General features: G+C 65.0%; 13 protein-coding genes. 12 read left to right on the top strand and 1 reads right to left on the bottom strand.

From position 1 onward, the window contains the following. Positions 1-96: 96 nt before the first annotated feature. Positions 97-585: a 50S ribosomal protein L11 gene (locus P0D77_RS10215; RefSeq protein WP_277552970.1), complete on the bottom strand. Its 489-nt coding sequence runs from the start codon at positions 583-585 to the stop codon at positions 97-99. 170 nt (positions 586-755) lie between these two features. Here P0D77_RS10215 and P0D77_RS10210 point away from each other — a divergent pair, with 170 nt between their 5' ends. The 12 genes from P0D77_RS10210 (at position 756) to P0D77_RS10155 (ending at position 13480) form a co-directional block, all read left to right on the top strand. Next, entirely contained in the window at positions 756-1724 is a 969-nt protein-coding gene (locus P0D77_RS10210) for an aldo/keto reductase (RefSeq protein ID WP_432764844.1), read from the top strand. Between the two features lie 110 nt (positions 1725-1834). Further along, positions 1835-2812 (top strand): aldo/keto reductase, encoded by a 978-nt coding sequence (locus tag P0D77_RS10205; RefSeq protein ID WP_432764843.1) that lies wholly within the window; start codon positions 1835-1837, stop codon positions 2810-2812. Between the two features lie 64 nt (positions 2813-2876). Next, complete coding sequence (locus P0D77_RS10200) at positions 2877-3941, top strand: TrmB family transcriptional regulator (protein ID WP_277552967.1); 1065 nt, start codon at positions 2877-2879, stop codon at positions 3939-3941. Between the two features lie 148 nt (positions 3942-4089). Continuing rightward, the gene (locus P0D77_RS10195; protein WP_277552966.1) at positions 4090-5571 is read left to right on the top strand and encodes an extracellular solute-binding protein; all 1482 of its coding nucleotides are present in this window, start codon (positions 4090-4092) and stop codon (positions 5569-5571) included. A gap of 66 nt (positions 5572-5637) precedes the next feature. Next, positions 5638-6648, top strand: coding sequence for a carbohydrate ABC transporter permease (locus P0D77_RS10190; RefSeq protein ID WP_432764800.1), 1011 nt, complete (start codon positions 5638-5640; stop codon positions 6646-6648). Then, positions 6645-7580 (top strand): carbohydrate ABC transporter permease, encoded by a 936-nt coding sequence (locus tag P0D77_RS10185; protein ID WP_277552965.1) that lies wholly within the window; start codon positions 6645-6647, stop codon positions 7578-7580. Before P0D77_RS10190 ends, P0D77_RS10185 begins: the two co-directional genes overlap by 4 nt. A gap of 13 nt (positions 7581-7593) precedes the next feature. Further along, positions 7594-8772, top strand: a complete 1179-nt coding sequence (locus tag P0D77_RS10180) for an ABC transporter ATP-binding protein (protein WP_277552964.1) — start codon at positions 7594-7596, stop codon at positions 8770-8772. A gap of 1 nt (position 8773) precedes the next feature. Beyond that, positions 8774-8968, top strand: a complete 195-nt coding sequence (locus tag P0D77_RS10175) for a DUF8005 family protein (RefSeq protein WP_277552963.1) — start codon at positions 8774-8776, stop codon at positions 8966-8968. Between the two features lie 64 nt (positions 8969-9032). Then, the gene (locus tag P0D77_RS10170) at positions 9033-10115 is read left to right on the top strand and encodes a Gfo/Idh/MocA family protein (RefSeq protein ID WP_277552962.1); all 1083 of its coding nucleotides are present in this window, start codon (positions 9033-9035) and stop codon (positions 10113-10115) included. A 93-nt stretch (positions 10116-10208) separates the two neighbouring features. Next, on the top strand, positions 10209-11276 hold the full coding sequence (locus tag P0D77_RS10165; RefSeq protein ID WP_277552961.1) for a CNNM domain-containing protein: 1068 nt from the start codon (positions 10209-10211) through the stop codon (positions 11274-11276). Positions 11277-11386: 110 nt separating this feature from the next. After that, complete coding sequence (locus P0D77_RS10160; RefSeq protein ID WP_277552960.1) at positions 11387-12355, top strand: sugar phosphate isomerase/epimerase family protein; 969 nt, start codon at positions 11387-11389, stop codon at positions 12353-12355. Positions 12356-12361: 6 nt separating this feature from the next. Beyond that, complete coding sequence (locus P0D77_RS10155; protein WP_277552959.1) at positions 12362-13480, top strand: Gfo/Idh/MocA family protein; 1119 nt, start codon at positions 12362-12364, stop codon at positions 13478-13480. Positions 13481-13493 lie beyond the last annotated feature (13 nt).

Genomic DNA, 13493 nt, shown 5'->3' with positions numbered 1-13493 from the left:
GGCGGTCGAGTGGTGACCGGCAGCGCTACCGCTCCTGGAGAAGTAGACGCGACCGCCGAGCATCGGCGGCCGTGAAACGAGGTGTGGAACCCGGCGTTACGCTGCCGCTTCGTCGGCGAGGATGTCGTCGTACTCACCGGCATCGACGCGGTCGTCGAACGTCCGCGCGTCCTCGCCGTCGATGGTGACACCGAGACTGGCGCAGGTACCGCCGACCTCTTTGGCGGCGGCTTTCACGTCGTACGCGAGCAGGTCAGACATCTTCTGCTCGGCGACCTTCTTCACCTGTTCGACGCTCATGTCGGCGACGAAGTTCTTCTGGGGTTCGCCCGACCCGGTGTCGAAGCCGACTTCGTCTTTGATCAGTTCTGCCGTCGGCGGGACACCGACCTCGATGGTGAACGAGCCGTCGTCCTCGTACTCGACGGTGATGGGGACTTCCATCCCGTCGAACGCGGCAGTCTGTTCGTTAATGTCGGAGACGACCGCCTGCACGTCGACGGGCGTCGGGCCGAGCTCGGGACCGAGCGGCGGGCCGGGGTTGGCCTGGCCGCCGGGAACGAGCACTTCGATGGTTCCAGCCATACCCGCGAATTCCCCGTCGCGTCGTTTAAGGATTGTCTTTGCGAGCGATTCCGCGGCGCTGTGCGTGTGATCTGCACACAGACGAGCGGCGAACGAGGGTCGTCCGCGTCGGATCACCGGGAGTTAATCGGCTCGCCGCCGCGCCGTCGTGTATGAGTGACGACGAGACGATGGCGTACACGCGGTTGGGCGACACCGGACTGGAGGTGTCGCAACTGTGTCTCGGCTGTATGAACTTCGGGAGCGAACAGCCGTGGATGATGAACGACCGCGACGCCAGCATCGACCTCATCCACGAGGCGATGGATCTGGGCATCAACTTCCTCGACACCGCCAACGTCTACTCGACCGGCGAGAGCGAGGATATCGTCGGCGACGCCGTCGAGAGTGCGAGCCGCGACGAACTCGTCCTCGCGACGAAGGTGTACGGCGAGATGCGCGACGGTCCCAACGGGCAGGGGCTCTCGCGCAAGCATATTCTCGACCAGGTCGACGCCAGTCTCGACCGCCTCGGCACCGACTATGTCGACCTCTACCAGATCCACCGCTGGGACGAGCATACGCCCATCGAGGAGACGCTCTCGGCGCTGGATCACCTCGTCGAGACGGGGCGCGTCCGCTACATCGGCGCGTCGACGATGACCGCCTACCAGTTCACGAAGGCGCTGTACACCAGTGACATCGAAGACTACGAGCGGTTCGCGTGTATGCAACCGGAGTACTCCGCGGTCGCCCGCTACGAGGAGGCGAACCTGCTGGACGTGTGTGAGGCAGAGGGCGTGGGTGTTATCCCGTGGTCACCGCTCGCAGGCGGCTTCCTCACCGGCAAGTACGAACGAGACGGCGACCCCGAAGACGGGACACGCGGCGCGGCCTCCGAGTCGGTCCGTGGCTACTTCACCGACGAGAACTGGGACGTCCTCGACGCGGTCCGAGCGGTCGCCGCGGAGGAAGACGCCTCACCTGCACAGGTGGCGCTGGCGTGGCTACTCGAACAGGACGTGGTCACGGCACCCATCATCGGGCCACGCACGAGCGAACACCTCCACGAAAATGTCGCGGCACTCGGCGTCGAGTTGAGCGAATCGCAGGTCGACCGGATCGCAGCGCCGAAGACGCCGCAGTACCCCAAGGCGTAGCGCGTCAGCCTCGCCGACCGCGCCGCGCGATACCTCCGCACCCGGATTCTGCTGTCCCCGAGGCTTATCGACGCTCGCCGAGAGCGTTGCGTATGGTCGACAAAGACGGGATGACGTACACACGATTGGGCGACACCGGACTGGAGGTGTCGCAACTGTGTCTCGGCTGTATGAACTTCGGCTCCGGCGAGCCGTGGATGATGAACGACCGCGACGCCAGCGTCGACCTCATCCACGAGGCGATGGATCTGGGCATCAACTTCCTCGACACCGCCAACGTCTACTCGCGCGGAGAGTCGGAGTCCATCGTCGGCGACGCCGTCTCGTCGGCCCGTCGGGAGGAGTTGGTGCTGGCGACGAAGGTGTACGGAGACATGTTCGACGGCCCAAACGGACAGGGCCTCTCGCGCAAGCACATTCTCGACCAAGTCGACGCCAGTCTCGACCGCCTGGGCACCGACTACATCGACCTCTACCAGATCCACCGCTGGGACGACGAGACACCCATCGAGGAGACGCTCTCTGCGCTCGATTCGCTGGTCGAGAGCGGACGGGTGCGCTACATCGGCGCGTCGACGATGACTGCCTATCAGTTCACGAAGGCACTCTACACCAGCGACATCGAAGACTACGAGCGATTCACCTGTATGCAACCGGAGTACAGCGCCGTCGACCGCCACGAGGAGGCGAACCTGCTGGAAGTGTGTGAAGCGGAGGGCGTCGGCGTCATCCCGTGGTCGCCGCTCGCGGGCGGCTTCCTCACCGGCAAGTACGAACGGGGAGAAGCGCCCGCCGAGGGCCTGCGCGCGGAAAGCGACGAGTACACTCGGAACCGCTTCACCGACGAGAACTGGGCGGTTCTCGACGAGATACGCGCTGTCGCCGACGAGGAAGACGCGACCCCCGCACAGGTGGCGCTGGCGTGGCTGCTCGAACAGGACGTGGTCACGGCGCCTATCATCGGCCCGCGGTCGAGCGAGCACCTCCGCGAGAACGTCGACGCCGTGTCGCTCGACCTGTCCCCCGACCAAGTCGCCCGAATCGCCGAACCGAAGACGCCTAGATGGCCAGCACCCGGCAAGGACTAACCTGTCGACGTGTTGTCAGTACGACAGACGGTACGGTTTTGCCGGTGCCTACTCGTCACCACGTATGGAAACGGAGTCGCTCGTCGAGACCCTGGAGGCTGCTGGCCTGTCCCCGTATCAGGCCGAGGCGTACGTCGCGCTGTTGAACCTGGGGACAGCGTCGGCGACCGACGTGGCCGACGCAAGCGGCGTTCCCGCCCCGCGAATCTACGACGTGTTGCGCTCGCTCGAAGACCTCGATTACATCGAGACGTACGAACAGGGGTCCCTTCGCGCACGCGCACACAGTCCATCCATTGTCCTCGACGACCTCCGACGACGGGCGACTCGATTGGAGGAAGCCGCCGAAGAGGTCGAACAGCGGTGGGAAGAGCCCGAACTGGAAGCGGGAGACGCGAGCATCGTCACGCGCTTTCGTACCGTCGTCGAACGGGCGGAGTCGTTCATCGACGAGGCGACCCACCAGATCCTGCTGTCGACGACGGTCGAGCACCTGCAGGAACTCACGCCGGCGCTCCGCCGGGCGACCGAGCGAGGCGTCTCCGTGCGCGTGTCAGTCCACACCGAGAAAGAGGACTTGCCGCCGACGCGTGACCTGTTCGAGGGCGTGTGTCTCGAGGCGCGGCATCGGCCGCTACCGGCGCCGTTCGTCGCGTTGGCCGACCGTCGACGAGCGTCGTTCGCTCACCACCCGGACTCGTACGATCGCTACGGGGTATTAGTAAACGATCGCACACACACGTACGTCTTCTACTGGTACTTCCTCACCTGCCTGTGGGAGCCGTGGGGGACGGTGTACGACGCGACCGGCGACGGACTTCCGGCCGAGTTCCTCGACGTCCGTCATCTCGTGCGTGCGCTAGACGACATCGCCTGGGAACAGTCGCCCGTCCGGATCAAAGTCGAGGGGCAGTGGACCGACACGGGCGAGGAGTGCACCGTCGAGGGGACCGTCGTCGATGTGCGGGTTCCGTTCGGGTCGGAAGCGGAGATGGGCTTCGAGTTGGCCGGACAGGTGACGGTCGACCTCGACGTGGACGGCGACTTCGTCAGCATCGGGGGGTGGGGCGCACTCGTCGAGGACATCGAGGCCACGCGGTTGACGATGGTCGAGTCACCGGAGCGCTGATCGGGGGTCGCCCGTCGGATCAGGCTCATTCTAGCAGCCAATTTGAGTTGTACGGCTCTCTAAGGGGTCTACGTCCCTCGAAATAGGTTAACAACAGCTGTTGTTAAACCCGTGGGCTATATTAACGATCGTTCCCTATCACAGCGCGATGTCTGACGATAGCACACGGAACGGCGTTTCGCGTCGCGAGTATCTCGCGGCCGCAGGCGCTTCGGGCGCGGCACTCGGATTAGCTGGCTGCCTCGGCGGCGGTGGTGGCGGTGGCGGCTCCGAGCAGATCAACACCGAGCCTCCGTCCGAGGACGTGACGATCCAGATCGCGGCCGACTCCAACTTCAGCAACGCGGCAGACGATATCATCCAGACGCTCCGCGAGGACGGTGGCCTCCCGGAGAACATCGATATCGAGTTCCTCGCCGGTTCGTTCACGACCGGCGACCGACGCTCCCAGTACCAGCAGATCCTCTCGGCGGGCCAGGAGCGCCCGACGATCATGATGATGGACAACGGGTGGACGATCCCGTTCATCGCCCGCGAGCAGATCGCGAACCTCAGCACGGCGCTGCCGGACTCCATCACCTCGAACGTCGAGGAGAACTACGTCGACAATATGGTCGCGACGGCGCAAAACACTGACGGCGACCTCTTCGGCATCCCGCTGTTCATCGACCTGCCGACCATTCAGTACCGCAAGGACCTGCTGCGTGAGGCAGGGTACACCGACGACGACTTCGACACGTGGGCCACCGAGGCGATGACGTGGAGCGACTTCTCGTCGGTCGTCCGAGAGACGATGGACGCCACGGACGTCGACAACGGCTTCCTGTGGCAGGGCTCCTCCTACGAGGGGCTGTCGTGCTGTTCGTTCATCGAGTTCATGGGCTCGCACGGCGGCTCCTACTTCGGCGAGTTCGAGAACTACTTCGGCCCCATCGGCGACCGGCCGATCACCGTCGACGGCGAGGGCGTCATCAACGCCATCCGCATGCTGCGGACGTTCATCTACGGGCAGAACGACGACACCGCGCTGGAGGGCTACGAGAACATCTCCCCGCAGGCCGTCGTCCAGTACACCGAAGAGCCGGCTCGTGAACCCTTCACGAACGGCAACGCGGTCGCACTCCGCAACTGGCCGTACTCGATCAACATCAACGGCGCAGAGGACGTCTTCGGCGAGGACCTGGGCGTGATGCCAATCCCGTACGCGGTCACCGAGGAGGAGTCCGAGTACAGTTCCATCGGCGGCACCACCGCCGCGATGGGCGGCTGGCACCTCACCCTCAACCCGAACGCGAGCGACTTGCGCAAGCGCGCGGCGCTGCAGGTGTTCCAGGCGCTGCAGGAGGAGTCCGTCCGCCTGCGGATGGCCGAGATTGGTGGCTGGATCCCGCCGATTCCGGACCTTATCGACACCGAGCAGACCCGCTCGCTGGATCTCATCGGTCGCTACGTCGACAGCCTCGCTGTCGCTGCCGACAATGCGCTGCCGCGCCCCGTGACGACGGTGTGGGGCCAGCAGTCCACGCAGATCGCCCGGGAGGTCAACGCTGCCCTGCGGCAGGAGAAGACCGCAACCCAGGCGATGAGCGACCTGAAGAGTTCCATCGAAGAGATCGAGAGCTCGGCGTAAAAGCGCAAGCCCGCCCTCGATTCACAGCACATTTATCACAGTCATACACAATAGTTAGCAAGAAGCATGAGTACAGAATCCCAACGAGGTGATCCGGCCGCCGGCACACGGGACGGAGCATACGCGAGTGCTGTCCGGTGGATGGAGAACCTCTCGGAAACCCAGTACGCGTACCTGCTGTTGACACCAGCACTGCTGTTGCTCGGTGTCATCGCGTTCTGGCCGCTCCTCTCGACGTTCCGTATCTCGCTGTTCGCCGACAGCCTGGGTGCGGCGAGCGTCGGAGGATTCGTAGCACTCGACAACTACATCGCGATCCTCACCGGTCAGCGGACGGCGCTGTTGCCGTCGCCGTTCCTTCCACAGGAACTGACCGTGCAGGCGATGTTCAACAGTGCGGTCGCCGTGACCCTGCTGTTCACCATCATCAGCGTCTCCTTCGAGACGGTGATCGGATTCGCACAGGCACTGATCCTCGACCAGGACTTCCGCGGGCGGCGCTGGATCCGGGTTGCAATCATCCTCCCGTGGGCGATTCCCATCGTCGTCCAGGGGATGATCTTCTACCTGATGTTCCAGCCGAACATCGGGTTCCTCGTCGGGACCGCCGAAAATCCGGCATTCCTCAACCAGATCGGGCTACTGTCGGTGACGCCGCTCGCGAACGCACAGGACGCAACGATGATCACCATCGTGGCCGACATCTGGAAGACGACGGCGTTCATGGCGCTGCTCATCCTCGCAGGGATGCAGTCCATCGACCGCAGCCTCTTCGACGTCGCGAAGGTCGCAGGTGCGTCGCCGTGGCAGCGGTTCAAGTACATCACCCTGCCCATCATCCTGCCGACGGTGCTGGTCGCGATGCTGTTCCGCACCATCCAGGCGATGCGCATCTACGGACTCATCGAGACGGTCGCCGGGTGTACGACGGTTCCGTCGCTGTCGTGTCTGGTGGTGACGACGTTCAACAACCGACTGCTCGGCTCCTCGGCGACCATCGCGTTCATCACGGCGGCGATCATCGGGGTCGTCGTCTCGGTGTACATCGTCGGGTACGCACGTGGTGATATGGCATGAGCGACGACACACGAACGGACGGTGGCGTGAGCGCGGAACCGGAACTGAAACGCGGACCGCTCCAGCGGTGGGTCGCGAGGTCCATCGACGACCCAGAGCGGGTGTACAGAGCGATGTTCTACGTCGCGACGGTGTTCTTCCTCGCGACGACACTGTTCCCGTTCTACTTCCTGCTGGTGTTGGCCGTGACACCGGAGAACGCGCCGCTGTCGATGCTGCCAGCGACACCGCAGTTCGGCGTGTTCATCGAGGTGTTCGAGAAGGTCAACTTCCTGCGGTACATGTTCAACAGCCTCGTGCTCGCGCTGTCGACGACCGTCGTCGTGCTGCTGCTCGCGAGTCTCGCGGGGTACGTGTTCGGTCGCTTGGAGTTCCCCGGCCGGGCACCGCTCATGCTCCTGGTCCTCGCGATCAGTTACTTCCCGCCGGCGGCCTTCTTCGTGCCGCTGTACCAGCTGTTCACCGGGAACGTCATTCCGGGGCTGAATCTGTACAACACGCCCGGCGCGATGATCCTCCCGTTCAGTTCGCTGTTTATGCCGCTGTCTATCTTCATCCTCACGACGTTCTACGGGCAGATTCCAGACGGACTGGAGGACGCCGCTCGCGTCGAGGGGACGACCCGGCTGGGGGCGCTGTTCCGGGTCATCATCCCGCTGTCGGCACCCGGCGTCGCCACCGCGGGCGTGCTCACGTTCATCTCTGTGTACAACGAGTTCTTCTTCAGCCAGTTGATGAACAACGGGCAACCGGCCAACTGGGCCCCCATCGTGGGCGGCCTGCTGAGCCTGCAACGCGCGGGCCAGTTCCAGATCACCTACGGCGTGATGGCCGCGGGCAGCATCATCGCGGTGCTGCCGGTCGCGATCCTCGTCGTCGTCGCACAGGAACGTATCGTCAGCGGACTGACCGCGGGCGCACTGAAGGAATAATCAGGACACAACAATGGCACGAGTACACTTAACAGACGTAACGAAGCAGTACGGGGATGTGACCGCCGTCGAGGATATGAACCTCGACATCGAGGACGGCGAGTTCATCACGCTCGTCGGTCCCTCGGGGTGTGGGAAGTCCACGACGATGGAGATGATCGCGGGGCTGACCACGCCCAGCAGTGGGACCGTGACCATCGGGGAGCGCGACGTGACGTACCTCCCACCGAAAGACCGGGGCATCTCGATGGTGTTCCAGAACATCGCGCTGTTCCCCCACATGGACGTGTACGACAACATCTCCTTCGGGTTGCGCCTGCGCAACTACGAGAAGGAGGAGATCGACCGCCGCGTCGAGAACGCGGCCCGCATCGTCCAGATGGAGGGGATGCTCGACCGGATGCCCGACGAGATGTCCGGTGGCCAGCGCCAGCGCGTCGCCATCGCCCGCGCAATCGTGCGCGAACCGGACGTGTTCCTGATGGACGAGCCACTGGCGAACCTCGACGCAAAGCTCCGCGTCCACATGCGGACGGAACTCCAGCGCCTCCACAAGGAACTGGAGACGACCATCATCTACGTCACGCACGACCAGGCGGAGGCGATGACGATGTCCGACCGCATCGCGGTCCTCAACGAGGGTGAACTCCAGCAGTTCGCCCCGCCGCTGACGTGTTACAACGAGCCGGCAAACGAGTTCGTCGCCGGCTTCATCGGGTCGCCATCGATGAACTTCACGAGCGGCGAACTCACCACTACCGGGTTCTCCTCTGAGTACTACGACGTGAGCTTCGACGTCAACAACGTCGGCGCGTCGCCGGGCGACACCGTGACGCTCGGCGTCCGACCGGAAGACGTCTACCCGACGGAGTTCATCGACGACGCCACCGACCCGACCGAGACGATGGAGGTCGAGGTGGACGTGCTGGAGCCGATGGGCGACGAGATCTTCGTCTACCTCTTGCTCGACGAGGACGTCGATACGGGGATGGGCGGCAGCGCCGTCGGCGACGACAGTCTGCTGATGAGCGTCTCCCCCGACAGCGAACTCGCAGAGGGAGACAAACTGGAAGTGGTCCTCGACCGCGCGAAGATCCACCTGTTCGACGACGCCACCTCACAAGCGTTGGTCCACGGCGTCTCGCGAGTGGCCGAGACGACCGCGGACGCGGCAAGCGAGGAGGCCGAGTAGGATGGTCGAAGTCCTGTACCTCGCGGCGGTGACGGCGCTGTTCATCCCGTGGGCGTACGGGCTGTACGCGCTGGTACGGGACGGGAAAAACAAGTTCCTGCCGCTGGCGCGGCAGTATCTCCGCGGTCGCCGCCAGCAGAAAGAGCAGGAGGAAGCCGAGCGCGAACGCGAGGAGAAGGAACGACAACTATACTGATACCCTCCTCGTTTCACGGGGTAGGAATGTGTTACTCAGATTTGAGTACTAGCGAGGTGGCAAGATGAGTCTCGTCGATGGCTTCGACCCGTCTGGCGTACGCGTCGGTATCGTCGGCCTAGGGGGTATCGGTCACCACCACGCCGAACGACTGGAGTCGCTCGGGGCCGACCTCGTCGGCGGGATGGACGTGGACGCCGACGCCCGGGAGCGCTTCATCCACCGGTTCGACGCCCAGGGCTTCGAGGACCCCGGCGAACTGTACGACATCGTCGACGCGGTGCTGGTGACGACGCCCAACCGTTTCCACGAAGAGTACGCCGTCTCGGCGCTGGAGTGGGGACTCGACGTGATGCTGGAGAAACCGCTTGCCCACTCGTTGGAGTCGGCCCAGCGGATCGCAGACGCCGCACGCGACGCCGACGGCATCTGTATGGTCGGGTTCAACAACCGCTTCGCCGCGCCCGTCGAAGTGATCAAACACTACCAAGACGAGGGCCGCTTCGGCGACGTCTCCCACGTCGAGGCGAACTTCATCCGCCGGCGCGGCGTTCCCGGCCGCGGGTCGTGGTTCACGAGCAAGGAGGTCGCCGGCGGTGGCAGCCTCATCGACATCGGCGTCCACGCCATCGACCTGGCGCTGTACTTCCTCGACTTCCCCGAGATCGTCGAGGTGTCGGGCGTCGCACGCTCGGAGTTCGGCGGTCGCGACGACTACACCTACATTGATATGTGGGGCGACGACTCCGGACCGGGCGACTTCGACGTGGACGACTCCGTCTCGGCGTTTATCCGGACGGCCGACGGCACGACCGTCTCGCTGGAGGCGGCGTGGGCGACAAACCGGCCCGCGAACAACGACTTCTTCGTCCGCGGCACCGATGCCGGTGCTCACTTCGACCGCGGCAGCGGCGACCTCACCATCTACGAGAACGGCGTCGGCGGGGGCCACCATCTCACCGACACGGACGTCGAGACGCGCGACGTCGACACCCACCGCGCCGAACAGGCGACGTTCCTCGAAGCGGTCGCGACCGGCGTCGAACCGAGTCGGAACACCATCGATCAGGCGCTGGCCGTTCAGCGAGTGATCGACGGCATCTACCGGTCGACCGAGTCGGGAGCGGCGGTTCGCCTCGACGAGTAGGCCCCGAAAGACGCTTCGTGGTCACCCGAAGCGGCTGGACGGCCGTCCGCTTTTTGTCGGTTCGCCAGCAACGACGGGCCGATGGTTACGACGATGGCTACGCCGGAGGTCGTGTTCAGGCTCCTCGCGGGCGTCGCACTCATCCTCGCGAACGGGTTCTTCGTCGCTATCGAGTTCGCGTTGACGCGGGCGCGCCAGTTCACCGAACAGGAGTTCGTCGACGGCAGCCCCGCACTCGAACGCGCGTGGGAGATGACGCAGAGCCTCGAACTGTATCTCACGACCTGCCAGGTTGGCATCACGGCGTCGAGTATCGCGGTCGGCATCGTCGCGGAACCGGCGCTTGCGGCGCTGTTCGAACCGCTGTTCGCCGACACGAGGTTCGCGTCGGTCGGGGCCGGCGCGCTGCTCGGCTTCCTGATTATCAACCTCGTCCACCTCACGCACGGCGAGCAGACGCCGACGTACCTCGGTGTGGAGCGGTCGCGGTTCGTCTCCCGCTATGGGGCGACGCCGCTGTACTACTTCCACAAACTCATCTCACCGGTCATCACCTTCGGCGACTGGATCGCGAAGGCGACGCTGAAACTGTTCGGCGTCGAGATGACCGGCGCGTGGTTGGAGACCGAACAGGACGCTATCGAGACGCGTGCGGAACTCCGCCAGCGGGTGTCGTCGACGCTGGAGGAGGGAGCAGTGGCCGACGAGCGCCAAGAGGAGGTGGTCAATGCGCTGAAAGTCGGCGAACGAACCGTCGAGGACGTGATGGTGCCCGCCGAGGAGATGGTGACGCTGTCGACGGGCGCGTCGACGGTCGAGAACCTCGAACGGATGCGTGGGTCGCCGCACACGCGGTTCCCCCTGTTGGACGAAGACGGCGGAGAGTTCGTCGGCATCGTGTACGTCCCATCGATCATTCGGGAGACAGACGACCTCACGGACGACGGCCTCGACCTCACGGCTGCGGCGGCCCCACCGATGACGCTGTCGCCCGACACCACCGTCGCGGACGCCATCGACCGCTTCCAGTTGGAGGGGCAGGAACTCGCACTCGTCGTCTCCGACGGCGAGATACGCGGCCTCCTCACGGCGACCGACGCCTTCGAAGAGGTGATGGGCGAACTCGAAGACCCACTCGACCGCCGCGACGGCGACGCCTGACCCAGCGCCGCGTTACAGGGACACGAACCTCCTCCGGGTCGGCGTGTTCGCGCGACGACTCCACCCTCGGGACATACAGATTTATTCGGTCCGTAGTTCAATTCGCGAGTATGGATATCGGCGTACTGACCGTTCCGTTGGGCGGAGAATCGCGGGCCGACGCGTTCGAGTACCTCTCGAGCATCGGCGTGAGCGCAGTCGAACTGGGCGTGGGTGGGTGGCCCGGTCAGGCACACACCGACCGTGAGGCGTTGCTCGCCGACGAGGACGCCCGCGAGACGCTTCGCTCGGACTTGGAGGAGTACGACCTCCGCGTGAGCGCGTTCGCGACCCACAACAACCCCCTCCACCCCGACGAAGAGCGCGCGGCCGAGGCCGACCGCGAACTCCGTGAGGCGGTCGAACTCGCCGACGAGTTCGGCGTCGACACCGTCACCTGCTTCTCCGGCCTGCCCGCAGGCGGCCCGAACGACGAGGTTCCCAACTGGGTCACCGCGCCGTGGCCGACCGAGCACTCCGACGCCCACGACTACCAGTGGGAGGTCGCCGAAGAGTACTGGACTGACTTGGCCGCACACGCCGACCACCACGGCGTCGACCTGGCCATCGAGATGCACCCGAACATGCTCGTGTACGAACCCCACGGAATGTTGCGCCTGCGCGAACTCACGAACGAGCGAGTCGGTGCGAACTTCGACCCATCGCACCTCTACTGGCAGGGCATCGACGTGACGGAGGCCATCCGCGTGCTCGGCGACCACGACGCCATCCACCACGTCCACGCGAAGGACACGAAGGTGTACGAGTCACAGGCCCGCGAGAAGGGCGTCCTCGACACGACCGACTACACCGAGGAGGGCGACCGCTCGTGGCTGTTCCGCTCGGTCGGCTACGGCCACGGCGAGGAACACTGGAAAGACGTCGTCTCCACGCTGCGGATGGTCGGCTACGACGGCGCACTCTCCATCGAACACGAGGACTCGCTCACCTCCTCGCGGGAGGGCCTGGAGAAGGCGGTCGACCTCCTCGACCGCGCCGTCTTCGAGACGACTCCCGGCGACGCCTACTGGGCGGAGTGATCGACGATGAGTGACCCACTCGACATCGGCGTCCTCGGCTACCGCTTTATGGGGAAGGCGCACGCGAACGCACTCGACCGCCTGCCGATGTTCTTCGACGACGCCCCGGAGACGAACCGACACACCATCATCGGCCGCGACGAGGAGGCACTCGCTGAGGCTGCCGACACGCTCGGCTTCCAGCACACCGCGACCGACTGGCGCGAGGTGGTCGACGAGGTGGACGTCTTCTACAACCTCGGGCCGAACCACCTCCACGTCGACCCCTCCATCGCGGCGCTGGAGGCAGGGACGCCTGTCCTCTGTGAGAAGCCGCTCGCACCGACGCTGGAGGGTGCACGCGAGATGCACGGGGCCGCACAAGCCGCCGACGTGCCCGCCGCCTGCGCGTTCAACTATCGGTTCGTCCCCGCCATCCGCTACGCGAAACGGCTCATCGACGCGGGCGAACTCGGTGCGATCCGTCAGGTCCGCGGACGCTACCTCCAAGACTGGCTCTCGGACCCCGACGCGCCGTGGAGTTGGCGCAACGACGAGGAGGCGGCCGGGTCGGGCGCACTCGGTGACCTCGGCGCGCACACGGTCGACCTCGCGCGTTTCCTCGTCGGCGACCACGCGGGCGAGATGAAGCGTATCTCCGGCCACCTGCAGACGTTCACTGAGGAGCGACCCGTCGAGGGCAGCGACGAGACGCGGCCTGTCACCGTCGACGACGCCTACTCCGCACAGGTCGAGTTCGAGAACGGCGCGATGGGCACGTTTGAAGCCTCCCGCGTGACCGAGGGGCACAAGAACGACCACACCATCGCAGTCCACGGCACCGAGGGGAGCGTCGAGTTCTCGCTGGAACGGCTGAACGAACTCCGGGTGATGACCGGCGACAACCGCGGCTACGAGACGGTCCTCGTCACGGACGCGGACGACCCGTACGTCGACCACTGGTGGCCGCCGGGCCACGTCATCGGCTGGGAGCACACGTTCGTCCACGAGAACTACGAGTTCCTGTCGAGCGTGCGCGATGGAACGGCGTTCCACCCGAACTTCGCGGACGCCTACGAGGTACAGCGCGTCCTCGACGCCGTCGAGCGGTCTGACGCGAACGGGGCCTGGGTCGAACTGGACTGAACGGCGTCGGGTC

The sequence above is a fragment of the Halobaculum limi genome (assembly GCF_029490015.1).
GTDB classification, from domain to species: domain Archaea; phylum Halobacteriota; class Halobacteria; order Halobacteriales; family Haloferacaceae; genus Halobaculum; species Halobaculum limi.
This window is presented reverse-complemented; position numbering and strand designations above follow the sequence as displayed.

Coding starts and splice junctions, on each gene's coding strand:
- P0D77_RS10215 (WP_277552970.1), bottom strand. CDS start 585: ATGGCTGGAACCATCGAAGTGCTCGTTCCCGGCGGCCAGGCCAACCCC.
- P0D77_RS10210 (WP_432764844.1), top strand. CDS start 756: ATGGCGTACACGCGGTTGGGCGACACCGGACTGGAGGTGTCGCAACTG.
- P0D77_RS10205 (WP_432764843.1), top strand. CDS start 1,835: ATGACGTACACACGATTGGGCGACACCGGACTGGAGGTGTCGCAACTG.
- P0D77_RS10200 (WP_277552967.1), top strand. CDS start 2,877: ATGGAAACGGAGTCGCTCGTCGAGACCCTGGAGGCTGCTGGCCTGTCC.
- P0D77_RS10195 (WP_277552966.1), top strand. CDS start 4,090: ATGTCTGACGATAGCACACGGAACGGCGTTTCGCGTCGCGAGTATCTC.
- P0D77_RS10190 (WP_432764800.1), top strand. CDS start 5,638: ATGAGTACAGAATCCCAACGAGGTGATCCGGCCGCCGGCACACGGGAC.
- P0D77_RS10185 (WP_277552965.1), top strand. CDS start 6,645: ATGAGCGACGACACACGAACGGACGGTGGCGTGAGCGCGGAACCGGAA.
- P0D77_RS10180 (WP_277552964.1), top strand. CDS start 7,594: ATGGCACGAGTACACTTAACAGACGTAACGAAGCAGTACGGGGATGTG.
- P0D77_RS10175 (WP_277552963.1), top strand. CDS start 8,774: ATGGTCGAAGTCCTGTACCTCGCGGCGGTGACGGCGCTGTTCATCCCG.
- P0D77_RS10170 (WP_277552962.1), top strand. CDS start 9,033: ATGAGTCTCGTCGATGGCTTCGACCCGTCTGGCGTACGCGTCGGTATC.
- P0D77_RS10165 (WP_277552961.1), top strand. CDS start 10,209: ATGGCTACGCCGGAGGTCGTGTTCAGGCTCCTCGCGGGCGTCGCACTC.
- P0D77_RS10160 (WP_277552960.1), top strand. CDS start 11,387: ATGGATATCGGCGTACTGACCGTTCCGTTGGGCGGAGAATCGCGGGCC.
- P0D77_RS10155 (WP_277552959.1), top strand. CDS start 12,362: ATGAGTGACCCACTCGACATCGGCGTCCTCGGCTACCGCTTTATGGGG.